Consider the following 25,971-nt stretch of genomic DNA (forward strand, 5'->3'; position numbering starts at 1 on the left):
ATGGCGCTGCCCTCGCGGTACGACGTCCGGCTGATGCGCTTCCCGCCTTTCCAGGAGCGGTTGCTGGACGCGGTGTCACCTGTGTGCGAGCGCTACGGGCTGGTGCTCGCGGGCGGCCATGCGGTGCGCGCCCATGGCTTCACCGACCGGTTGAGCAAGGGCCTCGATTTCGCCACAGAATCGCCACTGCCCGACGTGACCGATGGCGTCGTGGCGGCCTTCCAGGAAGCCGGACTGGAGACGTCGATCATCGAGGTCACGCCACGGCTGGGCCGCTTGGTGGTCGCCGACGCGACGACCGGCGAGACGTGTGAGTTCGACCTCATGCGCGAGGCGCTCCAGGAGCGGCCGATCAGCTGCGGCGCGCTGCGGGTGCTGGGCCTGGACGACGCGGTCGGGCTGAAGATGCGCGCCGTGCACGAGCGCAGCCTCGCCCGCGACATCATCGACGTCGCCTCCGTGGCGCACCTCTACTCCTACCGCGCGCTCGAACGGCTCGCTGCCGTGCACCACGACTCCTTCTCGGTGCATGAGCTGCTCACGCGGCTGGAGTTCGTCGATCTCATGGAGGACGAGACGTTCGAGGCCCATGGCGTGGGCGAGGAGCGGATCAAGGAGATCCGCCGGTTCGCGCAAGGCTGGGTGGAGGACATCAAGCTGCGCAGGGCCGATGACGGGGACGTCGACTACGACGCCGACGATGTGCCCGACATCGACTGACCTCCGTCGATCATCGGCGTGAGCAGCGGGCGCTTGGCGGTGCGGCCGTCGCCCGAGGAGCGGCCGCGCAGGCGGCGCGCGATCCACGGCCCCGCGAACGTGGCCAGCCACCGCGCCTCCGTCGCCGCCGCCCGCCAGGCGGAAGGCGTGGGCAGCGGCGGGAGCGGCGCCATCCAGGTGTCATCGCTGCCCGGCAGCTCCAGCGCGTGCGCGACCGCGGCGGCGAAGCGGGCGTGCCCCTCCGGGCTGGCGTGCAGCCGGTCGCTGCTCCACATCCTGGCGTCGGTGACGTACGCCAGCGGATAGGTGTCGATCAGCGCGACGCCGTGGCGGGCGGCGGCCGCGCGGATGCGGTCGTTGAAGTCGAGAACCCTGGGCAGGAGCCGCCGGGCCAGCGGCGCGATCCTGCCGATGTCGGGGAGGGTCACGGTGACCACGTGGGCCCCCGCGCCCGTCAAGGCGGCGAACATGTCCTCCACCGCGCCGACGACCGCGGCGGCGTCATAGCCGGGGCGGATGATGTCGTTCATGCCCGCCATCACCGTGGCCAGGTCGGGACGCAGCTCCAGGGCGACCGGCAGTTGCTCGTCGCGGATCTGGGCGGCCGTGCGGCCGCGTACCGCGAGGTTGGCGTAGTGGACGCCAGGGTTGGCGCGGGCCAGGTGCTCGGCGAAGCGGTCGGCCCAGCCGCGGTGCCCGCGGACGTCGTCGCCGTCGCCGAGGCCCTCGGTCTGGCTGTCGCCGAGCGCGACGTAACGTGCGTAACTCATGATCTCGTCCTCCCGGCATGGGCGGAGCGCTCGCTCAGCGTCCGCGCGGTCTCCAAGCACCAGTCGCGCATCTCCCGCTCCAGCCGGCAGCCGCCCAGGCAGGACAGGTAGGGGCCGACGCGGTCTCCCTCGCGCAGGAACGACTCCTCGTCCCGGTCGCCGCGCAGGCGCAGCAGGATCTTCTCGAAGAACGCCAGCTTGACCGCGGCCTGCTCGGCCCGCTCCCGGAGTTGCGCGATGACCGGCGTGGGGTCGAGCACGTCCACGGCATGCACCTTGACGGCCAGATCCTCGCGGATGAGCAGGGGTCTGGCGGGCGCCGCGGCGAAGCCGGCCAGCTCGCCGGCCCCGGCCTCGGTGACCTTGAACACCCGCTTGTTGGGGCGGCCGTGCTGGACGACCTCCCGGCCCGTGATCAGGCCGTCGGCCTCCAGCTTGGTCAGCTCGGCGTAGAGCTGTTGCGGGGCGGCGTACCAGAAGTTGGAGACACCAACGTCGAAGACCTTCGTGAGCTGGTAGCCGCTGTATTCGCCGTCGAGCAGCGCGGCCAGCACAGCGTGCCGCAGCGCCATCCGCTAGTCATGCCCATGAGTAGTCATGGGCATGACTATACGCCAGAGCGCGCGAGACGTCAGGACTCGCGCATCGGGATCCGGACCCCGCGGGTGGCGGCCACCGAGGCGGCCTCCTCGTAGCCGGCGTCCACGTGCCGCATGACGCCCGTCCCGGGGTCGTTGGTCAGGACCCGGTTCAGTTTCTCGCCCGCCAGCGCCGTCCCATCGGCCACCGTCACCTGACCGGCATGGATGGACCGTCCGATGCCCACCCCGCCCCCATGGTGGATCGACACCCAGGCGGCCCCGGAGGCCGTGTTGAGCATGGCATTGAGCAGCGGCCAGTCCGCGATCGCGTCCGACCCGTCCGCCATGGCCTCCGTCTCCCGGTACGGCGACGCGACGGATCCGCTGTCCAGATGATCCCGCCCGATCACGATCGGCGCCTGCAGCTCGCCCGACGCCACCATGTCGTTGAAGCGCTCGCCGGCGACGTTGCGCTCGCCGTAGCCCAGCCAGCAGATGCGCGCGGGCAACCCCTGGAAGTGCACCTTCTCCCCGGCCTTCCTGATCCACCGGGCGAGCGGCTCGTTCTCCGGGAAGAGCTCCAGGATGGCCCGGTCGGTGGCGGCGATGTCGGCGGGATCGCCGCTGAGCGCCGCCCACCGGAACGGCCCCTTCCCCTCACAGAACAAGGGCCTGATGTACGCGGGCACGAACCCGGGGAAGTCGAACGCCCGCGAGTAGCCCGCCAGCCGCGCCTCGCCCCTGATCGAGTTGCCGTAGTCGAAGACCTCGGCCCCCGCGTCCTTGAACCCGACCATGGCGGCCACGTGCCGCGCCATCGAGGCCCGTGCCCGCTCGGTGAACCCGGCGGGATCCTTGTCCCGCTCCGCGGCCATGTCCTCGAAGGCGATGCCCACCGGCAGGTACATCAGCGGGTCGTGCGCCGAGGTCTGGTCCGTCACGATGTCGATCTCGGCGCCGCGGGACAGCAGGTCCGGCAGGAGGTCCGCGGCGTTGCCCACGACCCCGATCGACAGCGGCCTGCGGGCGTCGCGCGCCTCGTACGCCAGCCGCAGCGCCTCCTCCGGCGACGCCGCCGCCACGTCGAGATAGCGGTGCTCGATGCGGCGGGTCACCGAGCGCGGGTCGCAGTCGACGCAGATGGCCACACCGCCGTTCATGGTGACGGCCAGCGGCTGGGCGCCGCCCATCCCGCCCAGCCCGGCCGTCAGCGTGATCGTCCCGGCCAGCGACCCGCCGAAGCGCTTCGCGGCCACGGCCGCGAAGGTCTCGTAGGTGCCCTGCAGGATGCCCTGCGTGCCGATGTAGATCCACGAACCGGCGGTCATCTGCCCGTACATGGTCAGCCCGGCCGCCTCCAGCCGCCGGAACTCCTCCCAGTTGGCCCAGTCGGGCACCAGGTTGGAGTTGGCGATGAGGACGCGGGGCGCCCACTCGTGGGTGCGGAACACGCCCACGGGCCGTCCCGACTGCACCAGGAGGGTCTCGTCGCCGTCGAGCGTCGTGAGCGTCCTGACGAGCGCGTCGAAGGACGCCCAGTCACGCGCCGCCCGGCCGGAGCCGCCGTAGACGACCAGCTGCTCTGGGTGCTCGGCGACCTCCGGGTCCAGATTGTTCTGGAGCATGCGGAGCGCGGCCTCCTGGGGCCACCCCTTCGCGGTGATCGTCGTGCCTCGCGGCGCCCGCACGGTGCGGCTCATCCTGACCCTCCTGAATGACAACATTCATCTTTGTCACCCGCAGACTACAACGGTCAGCCGACGAGAAACTGGGTAGCGGCCAGCTCCCTATAGAGCTCGTCCGCGCCGACCAGTTCGTCGTGCGAGCCGACCGCCCGCACCCCGCCCGACTCCATGACCACGATCCGGTCGGCGTTCGTCACCGTGGACAGCCGGTGCGCGATCACCAGCACCGTCGTCTCCCTGGCCACCTCGGCGATGACCTCGCGCAGCCGCATCTCGTTCACCGCGTCGAGCTGCGAGGTCGCCTCGTCGAGCAGCAGCAGCCTGGGCTTGCGCAGCAGCGCCCTGGCGATGGCGACGCGCTGCCGCTCGCCGCCCGACAGCAGCACCCCGCGGTGCCCGACCGGCGTCTCCAGCCCTTCCGGCAGCCTGGCGACCAGGTCGTCGAGGCGGGTACGGGCCACGGCGCGGCGCAGGTCCTCCTCGGTGGCGTCCTGAGCGGCGAAGAGCAGGTTCTCCCGCAGGGAGCCGGCCAGCACGGGGGCGTCCTGCTCGACGTACCCGAGGGCGGCGCGCAACTCGCCCAGCGGCCAGTCGCGGATGTCCCGCCCGCCGATCACGATCGTGCCGTCCTGGTGGTCGTAGAAGCGTTCGAGCAGCCCGAACACCGTGGACTTGCCCGCTCCCGACGGCCCCACCAGCGCGGTCAGCCCGCCGGGCGGCACCTCGAAGCTGACTCCGTTGTGGATCAGCGGCCGGTCCTCGCCGTAGCGGAACACCACGTCCTGGAACGTCACCCCGATCGGCGCGGCGTCGATCGTGACGCCGAGTGGCTCGGCGGGCTCGGCCGGCAGGTCCTCGATCTCCTTGATCCGCTTCATCGCGGCCAGGCCCTGCTGGAGCTGGACCCCGCCCTGGACGAGCTGCCCGATCGGCGGCACCAGGTAGAACAGGTACAGCAGGAACGCGATCAGCGACGACACCTCCAGCGTGCCGGAGGCGACCCGGGCCCCGCCGACGGCCAGCACGCACAGGAAGGCGATCTGCACGGCCATCCACGTCGCCACCCCGGCCAGCGACGTCCACCCGGCGACCTGGAGCCCGCGGTCGCGGGCGCGCACGGCCGCGTCGCCGACCACGGCGATCTCCCGCTCCTCCGCGCCGCTCGCCTTGACGGTCCGGTACGCCTGCAGCGCCCGGTCCAGCACGGCGCCCATCTCGCCCACGGCCTCCTGGGCATGGGACTGCGCCCGCTGGATCTTCGGCATGATGAGCGCGACCAGACCGCCGATGACCACCACCACGAGGAGGGTGACCAGCAGCAGCACGCCGTCCATGGTCGCCATCATGATGATCGCGCCGACCAGCATGAACACCGCGCTGACCGACTCGACGATGCCGTTGGTCAGCACCGCGCGCAGCAGCGTCGTGTCACCGGTCACCCGTGACAGCAGGTCGCCGGGCTTGAGCCGGTCCACGTCGGCGACCCTGAGCCGGAGCATCCGGTCGACGAGCTTGCGCCGGGCGCTGAGCACGATGCCCTCGCCGGTGCGCTCCATGAGGTAGTTGCCCGCGGCCGACACCACGGCGCCGACCAGCACCGCCACGGTTAACCCCAGCAGCGGCCCGGCCATCGACTGTCTTTCGCCGAACGCGTCCACCACGTACTTGGCCAGCAACGGCATCGCGAGGCCCGCCACCGAGCCGATCAGGCCCAGCAACCCGCCCAGAAAGAGGATCTTCCGGTGTGGGCGGACGTAGAGGAGCAACTCCTTGACCACCGCATCTCCCTTCACGATATTTCTCGACTTTCGTCCAACGAACGGTGCCGCCCGATCGGCACCACCCGACGAGGTCAACCTAAATTGACGACCTAAGTATGTCAACTTTGGTTGACCCTCCTTCTTGAGGATGAGACATCCAGAGGCGGCGCTCGGACGAATAGGGCGTCGAGGAACCCGGCCGGAACCTCGCAGCACCGATCAGCCCTTCGAAAGGACCGAACAGCATGGAGCTCCGGATCAACCGGCGTGCTCTAGTCGGACTTGGCCTCGCCGCGGCGCTCGCCGCGTCGTCGTCGGCCGTGCTCCGCATGGACTCCGGCACCGCTTCCTCGCACCGCGAGGCTCCGAAGATCGCGGGGGACCCGCGTAACGACAACACCGACCTGTACGCGTTCGTCAGCCCCGACAAGGCCGGCACCGTGACGCTGCTGGCGAACTGGATCCCGTTCCAGGAGCCCAACGGCGGCCCGAACTTCTACCCGTTCGACACCGGCTCGCGTTACAACATAAAGATCGACAACGACGGCGACGCCAAGCCCGACGTCACGTATCAGTGGACGTTCCGCGACGAGGACCAGCGCGGCACCACCACGTTCCTGTACAACAACGGGCCCGTGACCTCGCTGGACGACCCCAACCTGCTCTTCCGCCAGCGCTACACGCTCAAGCGCATCACGCCGGGCGGCTCCAGGACGCTGATCTCCGACGGCATCGTCGCGCCGAGCAACGTGGGCCCGGCGTCCATGCCCGACTACGGCACGCTGCGCGCCCAGTCCATCGGGAGCCTGCCCGGCGGCGGCAAGGCGTTCGCCGGTCAGTCGGACGAGGCGTTCTTCCTGGACCTGCGGGTGTTCGACCTGCTCTACGGCGGCGACCTGACCGAGGTCGGCCAGGACACCACCAGGGGCTACAACGTCAACACGCTGGCCGTGCAGGTGCCGCAATCCGACCTGGCCGTCAAGGGCGACCCGAATCGGAACCCGGTGATCGGCGTCTGGTCCACCACGGACAAGTTCAACGGCAGCAAGTACGTCCAGGTCTCGCGCCTCGGCAACCCGCTGGTCAACGAGGTCGTCTCGCCCGCCGGGCTCAAGGACGCGTTCAACGCGCTGCCGCCGGAGCGGGACGCAGGCGTGGCCGCGCTGGTCAAGCGCGTCACCGACCCGGAGGTGGCCCGGCTGCTGGAGGCCATCTACGGCATCAAGGCGCCGGCGACCCCGCGCGACGACCTGGTGGAGATATTCCTGACCGGCATCGCCAAGGCCAACGGCCCGATCAAGGCCGACCTGAACTCCCAGATCCTCAACAAGGACGCCGCCAAGCTGCGTCCCTCGGAGATGCTGCGGCTCAACATGGCGATCCCGCCCTCGAAGGACCCGAACCGGCTCGGCGTGCTGGCCGGCGACCTGCAGGGCTTCCCGAACGGCCGGCGCCTCGTCGACGACGTCGTGGACATCGAACTGCAGGCCCTGGCAGGCGCCGCGCAGTCAGGCAAGCTCGTCCCCGGCCTGACGGACAAGGTGGACAAGAACGACAAGCCATTCCTGCCGTCGTTCCCGTACATCCCACTGCCGGGCAACGTGGCAGTGAACCAGCGCTAGACCCCGACCGGCCGCTTCCCTCTCCTGACACGGCCGGTTCCCGCGGCGGCAGACTCCCCGTCTCCCATCGTCTGCCGCCAGAGAAGGACCGGCCGGCCGCGTATCCCGTCGCGGCCGGCCGGTCCGGCACCCAGCTCTGGAGCCTTTGACATGCGCACCCTCGCTTTATTCGGCGGATTCGCCCTCATCGGAGCGTTGATCTTCACGATCGTCTCCTTCTCGGCGGCACCCGCCCAGCAGCCGGCGACGGCCCAGCCCTTCACCGAGACGCTGCGGGAACGGCTCAAGCGCCTGCCCGGCGACTACCGCGGCTGGGCCGAGCTCGGCTCCCAGTACGTGGACCAGGCCAGGATCACCGGTGACCCGTCGTACTACGCCAAGGCCGAGGGCGCGCTGGTCACCGCCGCCAAGCTGGCGGCGGGCGACGACGCGGTGCTCACCGGCCAGGCGGCGCTGGCCGCGGGCCGCCACGAGTTCTCCGACGCGGTACGGCTGGCCGAGCGGGCCATCGCCGCCAACCCGTACGGCGCCGCGGCCCACGGCGTGCTGGCCGACGCCCGGACGCAGCTAGGAGACCTGCGCGGGGCCGAGCGGGCGGTGGCCACGATGATGGACCTGCGCCCGGGGGTGGCGACCTTCGCGCGTGCCTCGTACGCGGCCGAGCTGCGCGGCGACCCGGCCGGCGCCCGCGAATACCTCGAACGCGCCCATGACGACGCCTGGCTGCCCGCCGACCTCGCCTACACCCGCTTCTACCTGGGCGAGCTGGCGCTCCACTCCGGCGATCTGGCCACGGCGAACGACTGGTACACCAAGGCCCTGCAGGCCTACCCCGCCTACACGCCGGCCCTGGCGGGCCAGGCCAGGGCGGCGGCGCTGGGCGGCCGGCTGCCCGAGGCGCTCGACCTCTACGAGCGAGTGGTGGAACGGCTCCCGCTCCCTCAATACCTCATCGAGCAGGGCGAGACGCGGCTCAAGGCGGGCCTGAAAGCCGACTGGACGCTGCTCAAGGCGCAGCAGAAGCTGTTCGAGGCCGCGGGGGTGCGCGACGACCTGACCTGGGCCGAGTTCGAGGCCGACCACGGCGACCCGGCGTCGGCCGTTGAGCACGCCAGAGCCGAGTACACGCGCAACCCCAACCTGGTCGCCGCCGACGCCCTGGCCTGGGCCCTGTACAAGGCGGGCAAGCCCGGCCAGGCGCTGCCATACGCGAAGAAGGCCACCTCGACCGGCTGGCGGAACCCGTTGCTGCGCTACCACCGCGCCACGATCGAGCGGGCGCTCGGCCGCTCCGCGGTGCGCGTCGACCCCGGCTTCGACCCGGCACTTCCCGCGTTGGCGAGGTTCTCATGAGATCGCTCCGATCCGGCCTGCTGTTCGCGGTGGCGGCCCTGGTGCTGGCCGTCCTGCCGGCAGGCCCGGCGCAGGCGAGACCATCGACGCTGCACCCGCTGGGCAAGTTCACCGTCAACCACTACAACGGCCTGCGGATCTCCGCCTCCGACGTGCGCAACCTCGCCGTCGTGGATCTGGCCGAGCTGCCGACCCTGCAGGCCAGGCCACAGGTGGACGCCGGGTACGCGGCCCGCCGCTGTGCCGCGCTGGCCGCCGCCCAGCGGCTCCAGGTGGCCGGCGCGGAGGTGCCGTGGCGCGTGGCGGGCGCCGAGTTCGCCTACCGCCCCGGCGAAGGGGGTCTCCAGACCAGCCGCCTGACCTGCCGGCTCGTGGCCGAGATCCGCGCCTCGGGGGCCGTGGAATTCGCCGACGGGTTCGAGCAGGACAGGATCGGCTGGCGGGAGATCACCGCCGTTGGTGACGGGGTACGGCTGGCCCACTCGTCGGTGCCCGCCGTGAGCGTGAGCCGGGAGCTCCGGGCGTACCCCGACGGCCTGCTGGCCGAGCCGCTCGACCAGCGCACCGCCACGCTGACCGTCGCCGCCCCGGCCCTGGGCCCTTCGGGCGGCTCGGCCGCCCCCGGTGGCGCCGTGCCCGGCGGGATCGGGATCGGCGGGCCCATCGGGGAGGCGCTGGCCGGCCTGGACCGGACGTTCACGGAGCTGGTCGGGTCGGACTCGCTGACGGTGCCGCTCGGGCTGCTGGCCGTGGGGCTGGCGGTGGTGCTGGGGGCCGGGCACGCGCTGATCCCGGGGCACGGCAAGACCATCATGGCCGCGTACCTGGCGGGGCGGCGGGGGCGGCCGCGCGACGCGGTGATCGTGGGCGCGACGGTGACGGCCACGCACACGGCCGGGGTGCTGGTGGTGGGGTTGCTGCTGAGCGCGTTCACGGCGCTGGCCGGGGAGTCGGTGCTGGCCTGGCTGGGGGTGGCCAGCGGCGCCCTGATCGCCGTCATCGGCCTCCGCCTCCTGCTGAACGCCCGCCACCACACACCACTCCACGGCCACGGCCACGGCCACGGCCACGGCCACGGCCACGGCCACGGCCACGGCCACGGCCACGGCCACGGCCACGGCCACGGCCACGGCCACGGCCACGGCCATGGGCATGGGCATGGGCATGGGCATGGGCATGGGCATGGGCATGGGCATGGGCATGGGCATGGGCATGGGCATGGGCATGGGCATGGGCATGGGCATGGGGAAGAGAACGAGGACGGGGACAAGAGCAGGCGAGCCGGGCTGGTCGGGCTCGGGGTTGCGGGCGGGCTCGTCCCCAGCCCTTCGGCCCTGATCGTCCTGCTCGGGGCGATCGCACTCGGCCGCACCTGGTTCGGGGTGGCGCTGGTGACCGCCTACGGCGTCGGCATGGCGGCCACGCTCACGCTCACCGGCCTGCTCCTGGTCAAGCTGGTGGACCGGCTGGAACAACGCGCCGCCGCCGGCCGCCGCCTGGCCGCCAGGGTGTCCGGCCTGGCCCCGCTGGGCACATCCGTCATGGTCGTCCTCCTCGGTACGGGCCTGGTCCTCCGGTCGGTGGCCGCCCTGTAGTCTCACCGCTCAGTTGCCGTCATGAGCCATGGGCGGCGGGCGGCCCTCAGAGGCAGGCCGCAGCCGAGGGCGGGATGACAATGCCGGGCGGGGAACGTTGGAGGTGGCGTGGCGGACGGATATCACGGTGGACTCGCTGTGCTGCTGGATGGCCGGAGGCTGTCGCCCGTGCAGCGCAGGATCGCGCACTACCTCAGCGAGCACCTCGAGGAGGCGATCTTCCTGTCCAGCGTCGAGCTGGCCGAGCGGGCCGGGGTCAGCCAGCCGTCCGTGACCAGGTTCGCCATGGTCCTGGGCTTCGCCGGCTATCCCGAGCTGCGTCAGGCGCTGCGGCCGCTCGTGCTGGGCGGCGCGGCGCAGGCGCCACAGGAGAGCCTGCTGCGCGGCGCCATCGACGCCGAGATCCGCAACCTCGCCTTCGTGCGCGAGCGCTTGACGGCGTTCCCGCTCAAGGAGCTGGGCGAGCAGTTGGCCGCCACCGAGCCGCTGCCCGTGCTGGGGCTGCGGGTCTCCTGCGGGCTGGCCACCACCTTGGCCTATTACGCCCGCCGCATCCACCCCGACGTGCGCCTGCTCACCCATGGCGGGTCGGAGCTGGTCGACGGGCTGCACGCGGCGCGGCGGGCGGGAGCCGAGTGGGTGGTGGCCGTGGTGCTGCCGCGCTATCCCAGGGAGGCCCTGCAGGCGCTGGAGTACGCCGAGAAGCTGGGACTGCGGGCGGCGGTCATAACGGATAAGCCAGAGTTTCCGGCCGAGGTGGTGCTGGACGCGCCCGTCGGCGACCGGCTGGTGTTCGACTCGCACGCGGCGCCGCTGGCCCTGGCCATGGCCCTGGTCGAGGCCATGGCCGACGCGGCGCCGCTGCGTACGCAGGCCCGTCTGGAGGAGTATGAGCGGATGACCGACGAGACCGGTACGTTCCTACCCGGCGATCTTGCGTAGCGACCGCACCGACCAGGCCGTCGTGAGCACCGCCAGCACCAGGAACACCGCGAACGCGATCGGGATCGAGGAGTCCGACAGCCGCCCGGCGAACAACGCCCGCCCCGCCTCGACCGCATGGTAGAGCGGGTTGATCGGCGCGAGGGTCTTCATCCAGTCGGGCGCGAAGGAGATCGGCACGAACAACCCGGCCAGCAGCATGATCGGTAGCAGGAACAGGTTGAGCGTCTGGGACATGCCGTTCTCGTCGCGCACGGTCAGCGCCAGCCCCTGCGACAGGCTGGAGGCGAACAGCCCGGTCGCGGCCATCAGCAGCAGCACGAGCAGCAGCTCGACGGCCCCGATGCGCACGCCCATCGCGATCGCCACGATCAACACCAGGATCGCCTGGCAGACCAGCACCACCATGTCCTTGGCCACCCGCCCGAGCACGACGGCAGGGCGCCACGCGGGGCTGACGGCGTGCCGTTCGAGCGAGCCGTTGCGCAGGTCGGCGATCAGGCCGAACCCGGAGAACAGACACCCGAAGACCGCGATCATCATCATCGCCGCCGGGGTGAACATGCGCAGCGCGTCGACCGTCGTCCCGCCGGGTGTCATGGTCTTCAACAGCGGCGCGAACATGACCAGGTAGAGCACCGGCTGCAGGATGCCGAACAGCGGCCAGACCGGGTTGCTGAACGACTTCTTCAGTTCGTAGCCGGTGAAGAGGACGGTGTGGCGGATCATGCGGCGGCTCCGGTGTCGCGGAGGGAACGGCCGGTCTTGGCCAGGAACACGTCGTCGAGCGTGCATCGGTCGAGCGCGATCGAGCTCAGCTTGATCCCCTGCTCCTCAAGCGCCCGCAGCAGCGCGGGCAGCGTGTGCTCGCCGTCGTCGGCGTAGACGCGCAGCACGTCGCCGTCGAGGCGGGTCTCGCGGGCGAGCGGCTTGAGCGTCTCCGCCGCCCGCTCCGGGTCGTCGAGCCTGAGAGTGATCACATCACCGGAGACCTCCCGCTTGAGCTCGGCGGGAGTGCCCTCGGCCACGACCCGGCCGTGGTCGACGATCATCAGCCGGTCGCACAGCGCGTCCGCCTCGTCCAGGTAATGGGTGCTGAGCAGCACGCTCGTGCCGGACTCGCGCAGTTGCCTGATGCGGTCCCACAGGTTCGCCCGGTTCTGCGGATCCAGGCCCGTGGTCGGCTCGTCGAGGAACAGCAGCGGCGGGTTGTGCACCAGCCCGAGCGCGATGGAGACCCGCCGCTTCTGACCGCCGGAGAGCGTCCGGCCCGGGCGGTCGGCCATCTCGGTCAGGTCGAAGCGCTCCAGCACGTCGGCCGTCGCCCCCGCCGCATCGGCCACCCCATGGATCTTGGCGGCCATCATGATCTGAGCCCTGGCGCTGGTGGTGTCCTCGACCCCGCCGGCCTGGCTCACGTACCCGAGCTTGCTGCGGACGGCGGCGGGCTCCTTGAGCAGGTCGTGCCCCGCGATCACGGCCCTGCCCGCGTCGGGTCTTATCAGCGTGGTCAGCATCCTGATCGTGGTCGTCTTGCCCGCGCCGTTCGGCCCGAGCACGCCGAAGATCTCGCCTGCGGCCACCTCCATGTCGACGCCGCGCACGGCCTCGACCTTCTGCGGGCCCTTGCGGCTCTTGGTGGTGAATGTCTTCTGTAAGTCATGCGCCTTAATGATCACAAGTCTCCTCATGGCAGTTCACCGGCCTCGTCAGGCGGAGGCTCTCGCGTACGTGCTCGGGGGCGCCGTCGTGATGCTTGAGGTGGACGAGGTGTCCCATGGTCTCGACGCGCATCTGGAGCTGCGTCATCCTGCCATACGGAGGCGTCCGAAAGCTGCTGCTTTTCCAGCTTGCCGATGAACGTCAGCGCCGCCTGGACCGGGTCCGCGATGTCGGCCGAGGTCAATAGGGTGAGGGCATGACTGAACGACCAACGGCGCTGGTCACCGGTGCCTCGCGGGGTGTCGGCGCGGCCATCGCCAGGGCACTGGGCCCGACGCATCACCTCATCCTCGGGGGCAGGGACGAGGGCGCGCTCGCAGGCGTGGCGGCGGAGCTGCCCGGCGCGCGGCCCTGGCCCGTGGAGCTGACCGCCGTCACCGAGGCGGATGTGCGGGGGATCGAGCGGATCGACGTGCTCGCGCACTGCGCCGGGATCAGCGTGCTCGGCAGGATCGCCGACCAGCCCGCCGACGTCTGGCGCCGCACCATGGAGGTGAACGTCGTCGCCGTCGCCGAACTGACCAGGCTGCTCCTGCCCGCGCTCAGACGCGCCCGGGGCCACGTCGTGTGCATCAACTCCGGCGCGGGCCAGCGCGCCAATCCGGAGTGGGGAGCGTACGCGGCCAGCAAGTTCGCGCTGAGGGCGTTCGCCGACGCGCTGCGGCTGGAGGAGCGCGAGCTCAGGGTCACGACCGTCTACCCCGGCCGGACGGCCACCGACATGCAGCGCGAGCTGCGCCAGTATGAGGGCGGCCCGTTCGAGCCCGACAAATATCTCAAGCCGGAGACCGTGGCGCGGGCCGTGCTGGCCGCCGTCAACGCCGGCGCCGACGCCCACCTCACCGAGCTGACCGTACGCCCCGCCGCCGGCCCCGTGAACTGAATGGGTCCATTCACTACAGTGGGTCCATGCTGGAACCACTCGCAAACGTAGGACGGGACCCGGCGACCGGCGGCTACGTCAGGGACGCCTGGTCGGACGCGGACATGGAGCTACGGGAGTGGTTCGCGGGTGAGGCCGCGCGACGGGGGCTCGACCTGCGCGAGGACCGCAACGGCAACCTCTGGGCCTGGTGGGGCGACCCGTCGCGGCGGCCCGGCGTGGTGACCGGCAGCCACCTCGACTCCGTACGCCAGGGCGGCGCGTACGACGGCCCGCTCGGCGTCGTGTCCGCCTTCGCCGCCCTCGACATCCTGAAAAGCCGCGGCACATCGCCCAGGACTCCGGTCGGCATCGTCTGCTTCACCGACGAGGAAGGCGCCAGGTTCGGCGTGCCGTGCATGGGGTCGCGCCTGCTCACGGGCGCGATCGAGCCGGAGCGGGCGCTGGCGCTCACCGACGACGACGGCGACACCCTGGCGGAGGTCATGACGCGGGCCGGGCGGAAAGCGCACGAGCTGGGGCGGGACCCCGAAACCCGGGCCACCATCGGCGCCTTCGTGGAGCTCCACGTCGAGCAGGGCCGCGCTCTCGTCGAATACGACAGGCCGGTGGGCGTGGCGAGCGCGATCTGGCCGCACGGGCGGTGGCGGTTCGACTTCCGCGGCCGGGCCGACCACGCGGGCACCACCAGGCTGGCCGACCGCGACGACCCGATGCTGCCGCTCGCCCGCATGGTGCTGGCCGCCCGCACGGCCGCCGAGCGGCGCGGCATCGTGGCCACCGTCGGCAAAGTGCGCGTCTCGCCCGGCAACGCCAACGCCGTCCCCGGCCTGGTCACGGCCTGGCTGGACGCCCGGGGCCCGGCCGAGCTCGACGTGCGCGACCTGGTGGCCGAGCTGGCCGGCGGCGCGGACGTGCGCGAGGAGTCCTGGACGCCGGTGGTCGACTTCGACCCGGTGCTGAGGGACCGGCTGGCCCGAGTGGCGGGCGGCGACACGCCCGCGCCGATCCTGCCGACCGGAGCCGGGCACGACGCGGGAATCCTGGCCGCGGCGGGCGTGCCGACGGGCATGTTGTTCGTCAGGAATCCCACCGGCGTGTCCCATTCCCCTGATGAGCACGCCGAGCAGGCAGACTGCGAGGCAGGAGTCGTGGCACTGGCGGACGTGCTGGAGGATCTGTGTCGCTGACGTACTGGTGCGAACAGGCCTGGCTGCCCGACGGCGTCGCGGACGACGTGCTGGTCGTGGTCGACGGCGACCGGATCGCCCGGATCGGCCAGGGCCCGCCGCCCGGCTCCGCCGAGCGGCTGGCCGGGCTCACCATCCCAGGCCTGGCCAACGCCCACTCCCACGCCTTCCACCGCGCGCTCAGGGGCGCCGCCCAGGAGGGCAAGGGCGACTTCTGGACCTGGCGCGATCGCATGTACGAGGTGGCCGCCCGGCTCGACCCCGACAGCTACCTGCGGCTGGCCAGGGCCGTCTACGCCGAGATGGCGCTGGCCGGGGTGACCTGCGTGGGCGAGTTCCACTACCTGCACCACGCCCCGGACGGCAGCCCGTACGACGAGCCGAACACCATGGGCCACGCCCTCGTCCAGGCCGCCCGCGAGGCCGGGCTGCGCATCGCGCTGCTCGACACCTGCTACCTGACCGGCGGCATCGGCAAGCCGCTGTCCGGCGCCCAGGTGCGCTTCGGCGACGGCAACGCCGAGCGCTGGGCCGCCCGAGCCGACGACCTGGCCGCCGCCTACGAGGGCCAGGCCGACGTGGAGATCGGCGCGGCCATCCACTCGGTACGCGCGGTGCCGCCCGAGCAGATGCCGGTCGTCGCCGAGTTCTCGCACCGGCATGCCGGACCCCTGCACGCGCACGTCTCCGAGCAGCCGGCGGAGAACGCGGCCTGCGTGGAGACGTACGCCGCCACGCCCGTCCAGGTCCTGCACGAGCACGGGGTGCTGGGGCCGCGTTCGACCGCCGTGCACGCCACCCATCTGGCCGACGTGGACGTCGAGCTGCTCGCGCAGTCGGGCACGTACATCTGCATGTGCCCCACCACCGAGCGCGACCTCGCCGACGGCGTCGGCCCGGCCAGGACCCTCGCCGACCGGGGCGCGCCGATCACGCTCGGCTCCGACAGCCACGCCATGATCGACCTGTTCGAGGAGGCCCGGGCGGTCGAGCTGGACGAGCGGCTGGCCAGCGGGAAACGCGGCCACTGGCCCGCCGCCGCCCTGCTCACCGCCGCCACGTCCACGGGCCACACCTCGCTCGGCTTCCCGGACGCGGGCATGCTCGTGCCCGGAGCGTGGGCCGACCTGGTGTCGCTACGCCTCGACTCCGTCCGCACGGCGGGTGCGAAGGGGCTGGAGGCCGTGGTGTTCGCGGCCACGGCGGCGGACGTGCATTCGGTGATCTCCGGCGGGCGCCGCGTGGTCGCGGACGGGCGGCACCGGCTCGGCGACGTCGGATCCCTGCTGGCCGAGGCGATCGGAGCCCTGCGATGACCACGACGCTGATCGACGGGATCGGGCTGCTCTACACCGGCGATCCCGAGCGCGAGGAGATCCCCGGCGCGGCGCTGGTCCTGGAGGACGGCCTGGTCGCCTGGGCGGGGCCCGCCGCCCGGGCCCCCGGCGCCGACACGCGGGTCGACGTGCGGGGCCGCGCCGTCATCCCCGGCTTCGTCGACAGCCACGCCCACCTGATCTTCGCCGGCGACCGGACCGCCGAGTTCCAGGCCCGCATGTCAGGACAGCCGTACACCGGGGGCGGCATCAGGACCACGGTCGCCGCCACCCGGCAGGCCGGCGACGCCGAGCTGGCCGCCCGCGCCCGCGCCCTGGTCCACGAGATGCTCCTCCAGGGCACCACCACCGTGGAGATCAAGAGCGGGTACGGGCTGACCGTCGAGGACGAGCGGCGCTCGCTGGAGATCGCCGCCGGGCTGACCGGCGAGACCACGTTCCTGGGGGCGCACGTGGTGCCCGCGGACATGGACGCCGACTCCTACGTCCGGCTCGTGGCCGGGGAGATGATGGAGGCGTGCGCGCCGCATGCGAAATGGGTGGACGTGTTCTGCGAGCGCGGGGCGTTCGACGGGGATCAGACGCGGGAGATCCTGAGCGCCGGCCTCAAGGCGGGGCTGGGGGCGCGGGTGCACGCCAACCAGCTCACGGAGGGGCCGGGGGTGCGGATCGCCTGCGAGCTGGGCGCGGCTTCAGCCGACCACTGCACCCATCTGACGGCGGCCGACGTGGCTGACCTGGCCTCCTCGGGCACGGTGGCGACGCTGCTGCCGGGGGCGGAGTTCTCGACGCGGTCGCCGTACCCGGACGCCAGGCGGCTGATCGACGCCGGGGTCGTCGTGGCGCTGGCGACCGACTGCAACCCGGGGTCGTCGTACACCTCGTCGATGCCGTTCTGCGTGGCGCTGGCCGTGCGCGAGATGGGGATGACGCCGCTGGAGGCGATCCGGGCGGCGACGTACGGCGGGGCGCGCGCGCTCCGCCGTACGGACGTAGGCTGGCTGCGGCCCGGAGCCCGCGCGGACCTCGTCGTGCTCGACGCCCCGTCCTACGTCCATCTGGCCTACCGGCCCGGCGTACCCCTCGTTCACCAGGTGTTTCAGGGCGGTCTCCTCCTTTAGGAGGACATCCAGAACCCTCCCTCGGACGTAGTGCTTTAGGGAATCTTTGCATGTGGCCGGACGTTGCCCGGATATAGAACGCAGCTGCGGAACGAGGTGCCTGGGGATGGCAAGGCCTACGGGGAGTCGCACGCAGGAGCAGCACGTCGCAGACCGCGATCTGCTGGGGACCTATTTGGCCGAGATCGGCCGGGTCCCACTGCTCACGGCGGAGGAAGAGGTAGAGCTCGCCAAGCGGATCGAGGCGGGACTCTTCGCAGAGCAGTTGCTCGACAGCGGGGGCTCGGAGCCGCGGATCGGGGACGCGGCGGACGAGGAGCTGGAGCGCCTGGCCATCTCGGGTCAGCGGGCCAAAGACGAGTTCATCCAGGCCAACCTGCGCCTGGTGGTGGCGGTGGCCAGGAAATATTCGGGCAGGGGGATGCCGCTCATCGACTTGGTCCAGGAGGGGAACCTGGGCCTTGTTCGTGCCGTGGAGAAATTCGACTACCGCCGGGGATACAAGTTCTCCACGTACGCGACCTGGTGGATCAGGCAGTCGGTGGGGCGGGCCATCCATGAGCAGGCGCGGCCGGTGCGGCTGCCCACGCACGCCGGGGAGCAGATGACCCGGCTGATGCGGGTGCGCCGCGACATGCTGGCCGAGTTCGACGCCGAGCCGACCGACGACGATCTCGCCGAGATCCTGGAGCTGCCGATCGAGCGCGTGCGCGAGCTGCGGCGATGGGCCTCCGACCCGGTCTCGCTCCAACTGGGGGTCGGTGACGAGGACGAGACCGAGCTGGGCGACATGATCGCCGACGAGACGTGGGCCGATCCCGAGCAGCAGGCGATCGACATCCTGGAGCGGGAGCGGCTGGACGAGTGGCTGACCGGGCTCGAGGGCTCCACCAGCGAGATGCTGCGGTGGCGATACGGGCTGGTGGACGGGCGCGAGCACACGTTGACGGAGGTCGGGGAGCGCTACGGCATCGGGCGCGACCGGGCTCGCCGCATCGAGCGTGACGCTCTGGCCCGTCTCCGCAAGATGGCCACGGCCGCCGCCTGACCTCTCGCCCTCCTGGCACCGGCTGAGGCCCGGTCCGCCGTACACCTTCCCGCCGATGCGCCGCGTCGGCGACGTGTGGTGCGGCGGAGGCCGGCTCAGTCGGTGCGGAGCAGGCGGCGGAGAAACTCCTGGACGGCCGCCTCGGCGGTGTCGTGGCCGCCGCCCCTGGCCACCAGGAGCGCGCTCTCGTTGACGGCCGCGAGCAGCATGTGCGCGTGCAGGTCCAGGAACTCGGCCGGCACCGCCCCCGTGGCTTCCAGCGCGCTCTTCAGCATGCCGAACGAATAGCGCTCCTCCAGGGCCCGCCACCGCTCCCACCCCAGCACCGAGGGCGCGTCGATGAGCACGACGCGCTTGATGACCGGGTCCCCGGCGAGCCTGATCCAGGCCAGCACGCCCGCCTCCAGGGCCGCAGCCGGGTCGGAGAGGCCGCGGACCGCCTCCACGATCATGGCGCCGATGGCCGACTCCGTGGCCTCCAGCACCGCCTCGAACAGCGCGTCCTTGCCCGCGTAATGGTGGTAGAGCGCCCCTCTGCTCAGCCCCGACTCCTGCAGCACCGCCTCGATCGAGGTGTCGTCGTAGCCCCGGTCGGCGAACAGCCGCGTGGCGATCGATAGGACCCTGTCGCGGGTGGCCGCGCCGCGCTCCGCCTTGAGGTTCATGGCATCACTCTAGACAAACCGACTGTCAGTCGGTAATTTCTAGACCGACAGTCGGTCTGTAATCCTGGAGGAACCCGTGAACGGCATCCACTATGTGGACGTGGGGCAGGGCCCGGTGGCGCTGTTCGTGCATGGCGTCGGCACCAGCTCATACCTGTGGCGCAACGTCATCGCCGAACTCCGCGACGAACGCCGCTGCGTCGCCATCGACCTCCCGCCGCACGGCGGCAGCGCCCCGCGCGCCGACCTGTCCATCCCCGCGCTGGCCGAGGCGGTGGAGGAACTGTGCGAGGAGCTCGGCCTCACCGACGTGGATCTCGTCGCCAACGACACCGGCGGCGCGGTGGCCCAGGTCTTCGCCGTACGACACCGCGAGCGGCTCCGTACGCTCACGCTCACCAACTGCGACGTGCACACCAACACGCCGCCCAAGGCGTTCGAGCCCACCGTCGAGCTGGCCGCGCGCGGCGAACTGGCCGCACTCACCGCGGCCGTGCTCGACCAGCCGGAGCTACTGGCCAAGACCGCCTACGGCGACGGCTACGAGCGGATCGACGACCCGGCGGCGATGGTGGACGCGTACCTGCGGCCGATCTTCGCCAAGCCGGACGGGGGCCGGGCCTTCGAACGGCTGCTGACCTCCATCGACGCCAAGGACATGATCGCCATCGAGCCGCAGCTCACCGTGCTGACCGTGCCGACCCTCGTGGTCTGGGGCACGGGCGACGTGTTCTTCGACGTGAGCTGGGCCCGCTGGCTGCGCGACACGATCCCCGGCGTCAGGGAGATCGTCGAGATCGCGGGCGGCAGGCTGTTCTTCCCCGACGAGCGGGCCGGCGAACTGGTGCCGCACCTGCGCCGCTTCTGGGCCCAGCCCTGAGCGGGGCCGGGCCGCCATAGGCTGCCTTTCATGCATATCGAGATGTTGCGTCGTTACCCGGTCAAGTCGATGCTGGGGGAGGAGGTCGCCGAGAGTGAGGTGACCGAGCGCGGGCTGGCCGGGGATCGGGCGCGGGCGGTGCTCGACGTCGCGACCGGGAAGATCGCCAGCGCCAAGAACCCGCGGCTCTGGCGCGACCTGCTGACCGTCGATGGCGCCCGCGTCCCGGGGGACGAGGAGCTGTCCAGGCTGCTCGGCCGCGAGGTGCGACTGATCGACGTGCCGCCGGAGGGCGCGGAGTTCGAGCGATCGCTCCCCGAGCGGGTGCTCGCCGAGGGCATCGAGGCGGAGGTGCCCCACACTGTCGGCACGCTGGGCGGCGCGTCACCCGGCGGCACGTTCTTCGACTTCGCGCCGATTCATCTGATCACCACCGCGGCAATCGAGCGGATCGGCGCGCTCAGCCCGCGCGGGCAGGTCGAGGCCCTCCGCTACCGGCCCAACCTGGTGATCGGAGCGGCCGCGGAGGGCTTTCCGGAGAACGCCTGGGTGGGCCGGGAGCTGCAGGTCGGCGACGACGTGGTGCTGGAGGTCATCGTGGCCAGCCCACGGTGCGCCGTGCCGACGCTGGCGCACGGGCCGCTGGGCCGCGACCCGGAGGCGCTGCGCACGGTGGCCCGGCACAACCGGGTGCCGGTGTTCGACATGGGGCCGCAGGCGTGCGCGGGGGTGTACGCCCGGGTGGTGCGGCCGGGGCGGGTCAGGAAGGGCGACCGGGTACGCCTCGGCGCCCCGAGGTGACGGCCGTGCCCATGCTCTCGTCTGACCCGTGACCCCGGCTCAGACCAGCGGAGTGAGGTATTTGTCCAGGTCGTCGAGGATCTTGCCGGCGGCCGTGACGCCGATGCCGGTCATCCAGATCTCGTCGTCCACGTTGTAGGCGTGGCCGGCCTTGACGGCGGCGAGGTTCTTCCACAGCGGCCCGCCGGTGACCTCGGCCTGGGACTTGGCGGCGGCCTCGCCGTACGCGCTGTAGAAGATCGCGTCGGCGTCGGCCTTGGCGATGTTCTCCTGGCTCAGCTTGCCGAAGCGCTTGTCCTGCTGGTCGGCGAGTTGCTGCGCCTCGGGCCGGGGGATGCCCGCGTCGCCGACGACGATGCCGCTGAACGACTCGGGGCCGTACATGCGGATTTCGGTCGGCATGAACCGCACGATGCTCACCTGGAGCTTCGAGAACCTGGCGCCGACCTCCTTGGCCCGCGACTCGTACGCCGACAGCAACTGCGTGGCCTGGTCCTTCTTGCCCAGCGCCGCGGCGTCGAGCTGGAAGTTCTCCTTCCACGTGACGCCGACCTTCTCGGTGAACACGGTGGGGGCGATCTTGCTGAGCTTGTCGTAGAAGGCGGCCTGCCGGAACTTGGAGCCCAGGATGAGGTCCGGCTTGAGCGCCATGATGGCCTCGATGTTCGGGGCCTGCAGGGTGCCGACGGCCTTGGTGGCCGACAGGGCCGAGCCGAGGTACGCCGGCCACTTCTGGTTCTCCTGGGCCTGCGCCGCGCCGACGGGCGCGAGGCCGAGCGAGACCATGGTGTCGAGCTTGTCCGTGTCGAGCACCACGACCCGCTTCGGCGTCATGGGAACTTTCGTCTCGCCCATGGCGTGCTTGACGGTCCTGGTTGGCCCCTCCTCCTGCGTGGACGTGGAAGTCCCGCAGGCGGCGAGGGCGAGGAGGGGGAGCATGGCGGCGACGGCCAGGGGGAGGCGCATGAGGATTCCTTGATCGCTTAGGTAAGGCAAGCCTAAGTGTCTCATGACCGAAATAGCGGCTCAAAAATCGGGCGAGTGAGAAGCCCGAAACGTACCCGAAACATCAGCGCGGCGAGATTCACGAATGTGAAACACACCTGGTCGAGCCATGAAACGCCGGGAGAACACGCTTTGGCCACACGTCACATGTAAGGAGGGTCGCTTCGATGATCGACAGCGGCACTACCGCCTGGATGCTCGTATGCACCGCCCTGGTGCTGCTGATGACTCCGGGCCTCGCGTTCTTCTACGGGGGCATGACCAGGGCCAAGAGTGTCCTGAACATGATGATGATGTCGTTCGTCAGCATCATCGTCGTCACGGTCGCTTGGGTCCTGTACGGCTACTCCCTCGCGTTCGACGCCGTCGGAGACGGATCGGGCTTCGTCAACAAGATCGTCGGAGGGCTCGACTTCGTCGGCCTGAGCGGAGTCTTCAACGCCGTCTACGAAAACCTCATCGTCGAGGGCGGCAACGTGACGGCCGAGGCCGCCGCGGTCGACAACTTCCCGCTCATGGTGTTCTCCGCCTTCCAGCTGACCTTCGCCATCATCACCGTGGCGCTCATCAGCGGCGCGATCGCCGATCGCGCGAAGTTCGGCGCCTGGGTGCTGTTCTCCTTGGTGTGGGCCACCGTGGTCTACTTCCCCGTCGCTCACTGGGTCTGGGGCGGCGGCTGGCTCGGCCAGCTCGGCATCGAGGACTTCGCCGGCGGTACGGTCGTCCACATCAACGCCGGCGCCGCGGCGCTCGCCCTCGCACTCGTCCTGGGCAAGCGCAAGGGCTGGCGCAAGGAGCCCATGCGGCCGCACAACCTTACGATGGTGCTGCTCGGCACCGGTCTGCTGTGGTTCGGCTGGTTCGGCTTCAACGCCGGCTCGGAGCTGGCCGTCGACCAGACCACCGGCCTGGCGTTCATGAACACCCAGATCGCCACGGCCGTGGCCGCCGGCGCCTGGCTCCTGGTGGAGAAGCTGCGCGACGGTCACGCGACCACGCTCGGTGTCGCCTCCGGCGCGGTGGCCGGTCTGGTCGCCATCACGCCCGCCTGTGGTTTCGTCGACCCGTGGGCGGCGGTGGTCATCGGCCTGCTCGCCGGTGTGGGCTGCGCCTACGCCGTGGGCATGAAGTACAAGCTGGGCTTCGACGACTCTCTCGACGTGGTCGGCGTGCACCTGGTCGGCGGTGTCATCGGCGCGGTCGCGCTGGGCTTCGTGGCGGCCTACCCGTTCCTGCCCGGCCAGAACAAGGGCATCCTGATCGAGGGCGGCCAGATCAGCCAGCTCGGCCTGCAGGTGCTCGGCCCGGTCGCCGTCGGTGGCTACTCCTTCGTGATGTCCTGGATCATCGGTAAGATCATCGACAAGACGATGGGCTTCCGGATCGCCGAAGACGCCGAGGTGACCGGCGTGGACATCACCACCCACGCCGAGACGAGTTACGACCTCGGCACGGTTCACGCCTCCAGCGTGACGTCCCCCAACGGACCCATCGCCCCCGCAGCTAAGAAGGTGGACGCATGAGGCTCATCACCGCGATCATCAAGCCCTTCAAGCTTGATGACGTGAAGGCCGCGCTGGAGCAGTTCGGCATCAAGGGAATGACAGTCAGCGAGGCCAGCGGCTACGGCCGCCAGCGCGGCCACACCGAGGTCTACCGCGGCGCCGAATACCAGGTGGACCTGGTCCCGAAGGTCCGGCTCGAGGTCCTCGCCGAAGAGGATGACGCGGAAGACGTGATCGACGTCATCGTCAAGGCCGCGCACACCGGCAAGATCGGTGACGGCAAGGTCTGGTCCGTGCCCGTGGACACCGTTATCCGAGTACGCACGGGAGAGAGGGGCCCGGAGGCCCTGTGATGAAGCTGCAGCGCCTGGACAACGGAGTCCAGGCGGAGCACGGCAGGGTTTTCCGGATTGATCCGCGGCGATGCCCGGACGACGTCGTCCGGGCGGAGCTCGGCAAGGGGGCACAGCAGTGAGGGGAGAGGCCCGTTCGTACGCCGCGGCTCGCAAGGAGCGAGCCGCGGACACCGATCGCTGGCTCAAAGATCTTTTCCGCACGGCGAGCGACGGTGAGCACGTCTCGCTGGTCGCCGTCGGAAGTCTGGGAAGGGGCGAACTCGCCCCCGGCAGTGACCTCGACCTGGTCCTGCTGCACAACGGCCGGGCCGACGTGGCCAGGATCGCCGACCGGATCTGGTATCCGATCTGGGATTCGGCGGTCAACCTCGACCACTCCGTACGCACGGTGGAAGAGGCCGTGTCGGTCGCCAGGCAGGACCTCAAGGCCGTGCTCGGCCTCATCCAGGCCCGGCACGTGGCCGGCGACCCCGAGCTGACCAGGAAGGCCAGGGAAGCGGTGCTCGCCGAGTGGCGGGCCGACTCCCGGCGCCGGCTGGGCGAGCTGCGCGACGCGACCGACAAGCGGGCGCAGGCCAGCGGCGAGCTGGCCTTCCTCCTCGAACCTGATCTCAAGGACGGCCGCGGCGGGCTCCGCGACGTCCAGGCCATGCAGGCCGTGGCGGCGGCCTGGGTCGCGTCCGCGCCGGGTCCCCGGGCGCGGGAGGCGTACGAGTTCATCCTCGACGTCCGGCACGCGCTGCACGTCGTGACCGCCCGCGGCACCGACCGGCTGGTGCTGCAGGAGCAGGACGCGGTGGCCGGGCTGCTTGGCCTGCTCGACGCCGAAGCGCTCATGCGCCGGCTCGCCGAGGCCGGCCGCACCGTCTCCCATGCCTTCGACGCCACCTGGCGCACCGTTGACAGGCTTCTGTCAGGTCCTGCTCCCAGAGGCCGCCGCCCGCTGGCGGACGGCGTGGTCGAGCACGGTGGCGAAGTGGTGCTCGCCAGAGGGATCAACCCGCGCAAGGACCCCGTACTCGTGCTGCGCGCGGCCGCCGCCGCGGCCGACTCCGGGCTGCCGCTCGCGCCCGCGACGGTGTCCGTTCTGGCCGCTCAGTCGCCTCCCATGCCGGTGCCGTGGCCCGAGGAGGCCCGTGACGCGCTGGTGTCGATCCTCGGCGCCGGGCGCGCCGCCGTGCCCGTGTGGGAGGAGCTCGACCAGGCGGGCATCCTTGTCAAGCTGCTTCCTGACTGGGAGCGCGTACGCCACCGCCCTCAGCGCAATCCGATCCACCGCTTCACGGTCGACCGGCACCTGATCGAGGCCGCCGCGAACGCCGCCAGCCACACCCGCGAGGTCTCCCGTCCCGACCTGCTGCTGATCGGGGCGCTCCTGCACGACGTCGGCAAGGGCTGGCCAGGGGACCATTCCGCCACCGGCGAGGTCGTCGTGCGCGACATCGCCACCCGCATCGGCCTGCCCGCGCAGGACGTGGAGACCCTGGCCACCGTCGTACGCCACCACCTGCTGCTGCCCGAGACCGCCACCCGCAGGGATCTCGACGACCCCGTCACGATCGAGAAGGTCGCCGCCACCGTCGGCTCCCGCGAGGTCCTCGACCTGCTGGCCGCGCTGGCGGTCGCCGACGGCCACGCGACCGGGCCCGCCGCCTGGAACAGCTGGAAGGCCGGGCTGGTGGCCGACCTCGTGCGCCGCGTCAGGTCCGTGCTGGCCGGCTCGCCGCCGCCCAAGCCGCCCACCCTGTCGGCCGAGCAGGCCGCGCTCGCCAGGCATGGCGGCGGCGCGGTGCGCGTCAACGGGGGAGCGGTCACGGTCGTGGCCCCCGACCGGGTGGGGCTGCTCTGGAGCGCCGCCGGTGTGCTCTCCGCCCACCGGCTCATCGTGCGCTCAGCCTCGTCCGCCTCCGCGGGCTCCACCGCGGTGATCGAGTTCTCCGTCATCCCGGAGTACGGCTCTCCGCCCGACCCCGCGACGCTGGAGTCCGACCTCCGCCTCGTCCTTGCTGGGCGTCTTGACATCGAGCAGCGGCTGGCCCGCCGCGCCAGGGCCGTGCGGCCACCCCGCGTACCGGTGGCTCCACCTCGCGTGACACTGGTGGACGACGCCTCCGCGACGGCCACCGTGGTGGAAGTCAGGGCCCATGACAGGCCGGGACTTCTGTGGCGTATAGGACGGGCGTTCGGGGAGTGCGGTCTTGACGTGAGAGCCGCTCGCGTGGAGACTCTCGGCGCGGAGGCGGTAGACGTCTTCTATGTCGTGGATCGCGCTGGCCGACCCCTCAGCGACGACACGCAGAGGGCACAAGTCCGCGACCAAGTGCTTGCCGCACTGCGATAACCAACAGCACACGGCTTTCGGTCACATGTGTAACGATTGTGCCCGAAATGCCGGTTAAGTCAGGTGCTGCGGATACCTTGTGGACGGTT

Annotated in this window: 24 protein-coding genes; 16 read left to right on the plus strand and 8 right to left on the minus strand. The window is 71.2% G+C overall.

Annotated elements, in window-relative coordinates:
- Nucleotides 1–720, plus strand: a complete 720-nt coding sequence (locus ACTMTI_RS10925; protein WP_441120073.1) for a nucleotidyl transferase AbiEii/AbiGii toxin family protein — start codon at nucleotides 1–3, stop codon at nucleotides 718–720.
- Here ACTMTI_RS10925 and ACTMTI_RS10930 read toward each other — a convergent pair.
- Genes ACTMTI_RS10930 through ACTMTI_RS10945 form a run of 4 tightly spaced genes read right to left on the minus strand, consistent with a single transcriptional unit; the run spans nucleotide 687 to nucleotide 5,549 of the window.
- Entirely contained in the window at nucleotides 687–1,490 is an 804-nt protein-coding gene (locus ACTMTI_RS10930) for an SGNH/GDSL hydrolase family protein (RefSeq protein WP_441120074.1), read from the minus strand. The two genes, ACTMTI_RS10925 and ACTMTI_RS10930, sit on opposite strands and share 34 nt — an antisense overlap.
- Entirely contained in the window at nucleotides 1,487–2,062 is a 576-nt protein-coding gene (locus tag ACTMTI_RS10935) for a PadR family transcriptional regulator (protein WP_441120075.1), read from the minus strand. Before ACTMTI_RS10935 ends, ACTMTI_RS10930 begins: the two co-directional genes overlap by 4 nt.
- 59 nt (nucleotides 2,063–2,121) lie before the next feature.
- Entirely contained in the window at nucleotides 2,122–3,771 is a 1,650-nt protein-coding gene (gene hutU, locus ACTMTI_RS10940) for a urocanate hydratase (RefSeq protein ID WP_441120077.1), read from the minus strand.
- Nucleotides 3,772–3,824: 53 nt separating this feature from the next.
- Nucleotides 3,825–5,549: an ABC transporter ATP-binding protein gene (locus tag ACTMTI_RS10945; RefSeq protein ID WP_441120078.1), complete on the minus strand. Its 1,725-nt coding sequence runs from the start codon at nucleotides 5,547–5,549 to the stop codon at nucleotides 3,825–3,827.
- A 212-nt stretch (nucleotides 5,550–5,761) separates the two neighbouring features.
- Here ACTMTI_RS10945 and ACTMTI_RS10950 point away from each other — a divergent pair, with 212 nt between their 5' ends.
- From ACTMTI_RS10950 to ACTMTI_RS10965, 4 genes are all read left to right on the plus strand, one after another.
- Entirely contained in the window at nucleotides 5,762–7,138 is a 1,377-nt protein-coding gene (locus tag ACTMTI_RS10950; protein ID WP_441120079.1) for a DUF4331 domain-containing protein, read from the plus strand.
- A gap of 150 nt (nucleotides 7,139–7,288) precedes the next feature.
- A complete protein-coding gene (locus ACTMTI_RS10955; protein WP_441120080.1) occupies nucleotides 7,289–8,491 on the plus strand; it encodes a tetratricopeptide repeat protein in 1,203 nt (400 codons plus the stop codon).
- Complete coding sequence (locus ACTMTI_RS10960; protein WP_441120082.1) at nucleotides 8,488–10,086, plus strand: High-affinity nickel-transporter; 1,599 nt, start codon at nucleotides 8,488–8,490, stop codon at nucleotides 10,084–10,086. The genes ACTMTI_RS10955 and ACTMTI_RS10960 overlap by 4 nt, the downstream gene beginning before the upstream one ends.
- A 108-nt stretch (nucleotides 10,087–10,194) precedes the next feature.
- Complete coding sequence (locus ACTMTI_RS10965) at nucleotides 10,195–11,028, plus strand: MurR/RpiR family transcriptional regulator (protein WP_441120084.1); 834 nt, start codon at nucleotides 10,195–10,197, stop codon at nucleotides 11,026–11,028.
- Here the strand turns inward: ACTMTI_RS10965 and ACTMTI_RS10970 are convergent.
- Together ACTMTI_RS10970 and ACTMTI_RS10975 are read right to left on the minus strand one after the other, a co-directional pair.
- Entirely contained in the window at nucleotides 11,008–11,757 is a 750-nt protein-coding gene (locus tag ACTMTI_RS10970) for an ABC transporter permease (RefSeq protein ID WP_441120085.1), read from the minus strand. The two genes, ACTMTI_RS10965 and ACTMTI_RS10970, sit on opposite strands and share 21 nt — an antisense overlap.
- The gene (locus ACTMTI_RS10975) at nucleotides 11,754–12,707 is read right to left on the minus strand and encodes an ATP-binding cassette domain-containing protein (protein ID WP_441120087.1); all 954 of its coding nucleotides are present in this window, start codon (nucleotides 12,705–12,707) and stop codon (nucleotides 11,754–11,756) included. Before ACTMTI_RS10975 ends, ACTMTI_RS10970 begins: the two co-directional genes overlap by 4 nt.
- A gap of 239 nt (nucleotides 12,708–12,946) precedes the next feature.
- Here ACTMTI_RS10975 and ACTMTI_RS10980 point away from each other — a divergent pair, with 239 nt between their 5' ends.
- The 5 genes from ACTMTI_RS10980 to ACTMTI_RS11000 all read left to right on the plus strand — a co-directional run bounded on the left by ACTMTI_RS10980 (nucleotide 12,947) and on the right by ACTMTI_RS11000 (nucleotide 18,329).
- Nucleotides 12,947–13,633 carry an SDR family oxidoreductase gene (locus ACTMTI_RS10980; protein ID WP_441120089.1) on the plus strand — a complete coding sequence of 229 codons (687 nt, stop codon included), beginning with the start codon at nucleotides 12,947–12,949 and terminating at the stop codon, nucleotides 13,631–13,633.
- Nucleotides 13,634–13,659: 26 nt separating this feature from the next.
- Nucleotides 13,660–14,823 carry an allantoate amidohydrolase gene (locus ACTMTI_RS10985; RefSeq protein WP_441120091.1) on the plus strand — a complete coding sequence of 388 codons (1,164 nt, stop codon included), beginning with the start codon at nucleotides 13,660–13,662 and terminating at the stop codon, nucleotides 14,821–14,823.
- The gene (locus ACTMTI_RS10990) at nucleotides 14,814–16,139 is read left to right on the plus strand and encodes a formimidoylglutamate deiminase (protein WP_441120093.1); all 1,326 of its coding nucleotides are present in this window, start codon (nucleotides 14,814–14,816) and stop codon (nucleotides 16,137–16,139) included. The genes ACTMTI_RS10985 and ACTMTI_RS10990 overlap by 10 nt, the downstream gene beginning before the upstream one ends.
- Entirely contained in the window at nucleotides 16,136–17,281 is a 1,146-nt protein-coding gene (gene hutI / locus ACTMTI_RS10995; protein WP_441120095.1) for an imidazolonepropionase, read from the plus strand. Before ACTMTI_RS10990 ends, hutI begins: the two co-directional genes overlap by 4 nt.
- Before the next feature lie 106 nt (nucleotides 17,282–17,387).
- Complete coding sequence (locus tag ACTMTI_RS11000) at nucleotides 17,388–18,329, plus strand: sigma-70 family RNA polymerase sigma factor (protein ID WP_441120097.1); 942 nt, start codon at nucleotides 17,388–17,390, stop codon at nucleotides 18,327–18,329.
- A gap of 95 nt (nucleotides 18,330–18,424) precedes the next feature.
- Here ACTMTI_RS11000 and ACTMTI_RS11005 read toward each other — a convergent pair whose 3' ends face one another.
- On the minus strand, nucleotides 18,425–18,994 hold the full coding sequence (locus tag ACTMTI_RS11005; protein WP_441120099.1) for a TetR/AcrR family transcriptional regulator: 570 nt from the start codon (nucleotides 18,992–18,994) through the stop codon (nucleotides 18,425–18,427).
- Between the two features lie 76 nt (nucleotides 18,995–19,070).
- On the opposite strand from ACTMTI_RS11005, the gene ACTMTI_RS11010 reads away from it, so the two are divergent.
- Both ACTMTI_RS11010 and ACTMTI_RS11015 read left to right on the plus strand, forming a co-directional pair.
- Nucleotides 19,071–19,874 (plus strand): alpha/beta fold hydrolase, encoded by an 804-nt coding sequence (locus tag ACTMTI_RS11010; RefSeq protein ID WP_441120101.1) that lies wholly within the window; start codon nucleotides 19,071–19,073, stop codon nucleotides 19,872–19,874.
- A 30-nt stretch (nucleotides 19,875–19,904) separates the two neighbouring features.
- Nucleotides 19,905–20,675: an MOSC domain-containing protein gene (locus ACTMTI_RS11015; RefSeq protein WP_441120103.1), complete on the plus strand. Its 771-nt coding sequence runs from the start codon at nucleotides 19,905–19,907 to the stop codon at nucleotides 20,673–20,675.
- 39 nt (nucleotides 20,676–20,714) lie between these two features.
- Here ACTMTI_RS11015 and ACTMTI_RS11020 read toward each other — a convergent pair whose 3' ends face one another.
- Complete coding sequence (locus tag ACTMTI_RS11020; protein WP_441120104.1) at nucleotides 20,715–21,641, minus strand: ABC transporter substrate-binding protein; 927 nt, start codon at nucleotides 21,639–21,641, stop codon at nucleotides 20,715–20,717.
- A 206-nt stretch (nucleotides 21,642–21,847) separates the two neighbouring features.
- On the opposite strand from ACTMTI_RS11020, the gene ACTMTI_RS11025 reads away from it, so the two are divergent.
- The 4 genes from ACTMTI_RS11025 to ACTMTI_RS11040 are packed head-to-tail and all read left to right on the plus strand — an operon-like array spanning nucleotide 21,848 to nucleotide 25,882.
- Nucleotides 21,848–23,203: an ammonium transporter gene (locus tag ACTMTI_RS11025; protein WP_441120106.1), complete on the plus strand. Its 1,356-nt coding sequence runs from the start codon at nucleotides 21,848–21,850 to the stop codon at nucleotides 23,201–23,203.
- Nucleotides 23,200–23,538, plus strand: coding sequence for a P-II family nitrogen regulator (locus ACTMTI_RS11030; protein WP_043616024.1), 339 nt, complete (start codon nucleotides 23,200–23,202; stop codon nucleotides 23,536–23,538). The genes ACTMTI_RS11025 and ACTMTI_RS11030 overlap by 4 nt, the downstream gene beginning before the upstream one ends.
- Nucleotides 23,538–23,660, plus strand: a complete 123-nt coding sequence (locus ACTMTI_RS11035) for a hypothetical protein (protein ID WP_441120108.1) — start codon at nucleotides 23,538–23,540, stop codon at nucleotides 23,658–23,660. The genes ACTMTI_RS11030 and ACTMTI_RS11035 overlap by 1 nt, the downstream gene beginning before the upstream one ends.
- Nucleotides 23,657–25,882 carry a [protein-PII] uridylyltransferase gene (locus tag ACTMTI_RS11040; protein WP_441120110.1) on the plus strand — a complete coding sequence of 742 codons (2,226 nt, stop codon included), beginning with the start codon at nucleotides 23,657–23,659 and terminating at the stop codon, nucleotides 25,880–25,882. Before ACTMTI_RS11035 ends, ACTMTI_RS11040 begins: the two co-directional genes overlap by 4 nt.
- Nucleotides 25,883–25,971: the final 89 nt, after the last annotated feature.

It is taken from the genome of Nonomuraea sp. H19, assembly GCF_052068215.1.
Lineage (GTDB): Bacteria > Actinomycetota > Actinomycetes > Streptosporangiales > Streptosporangiaceae > Nonomuraea.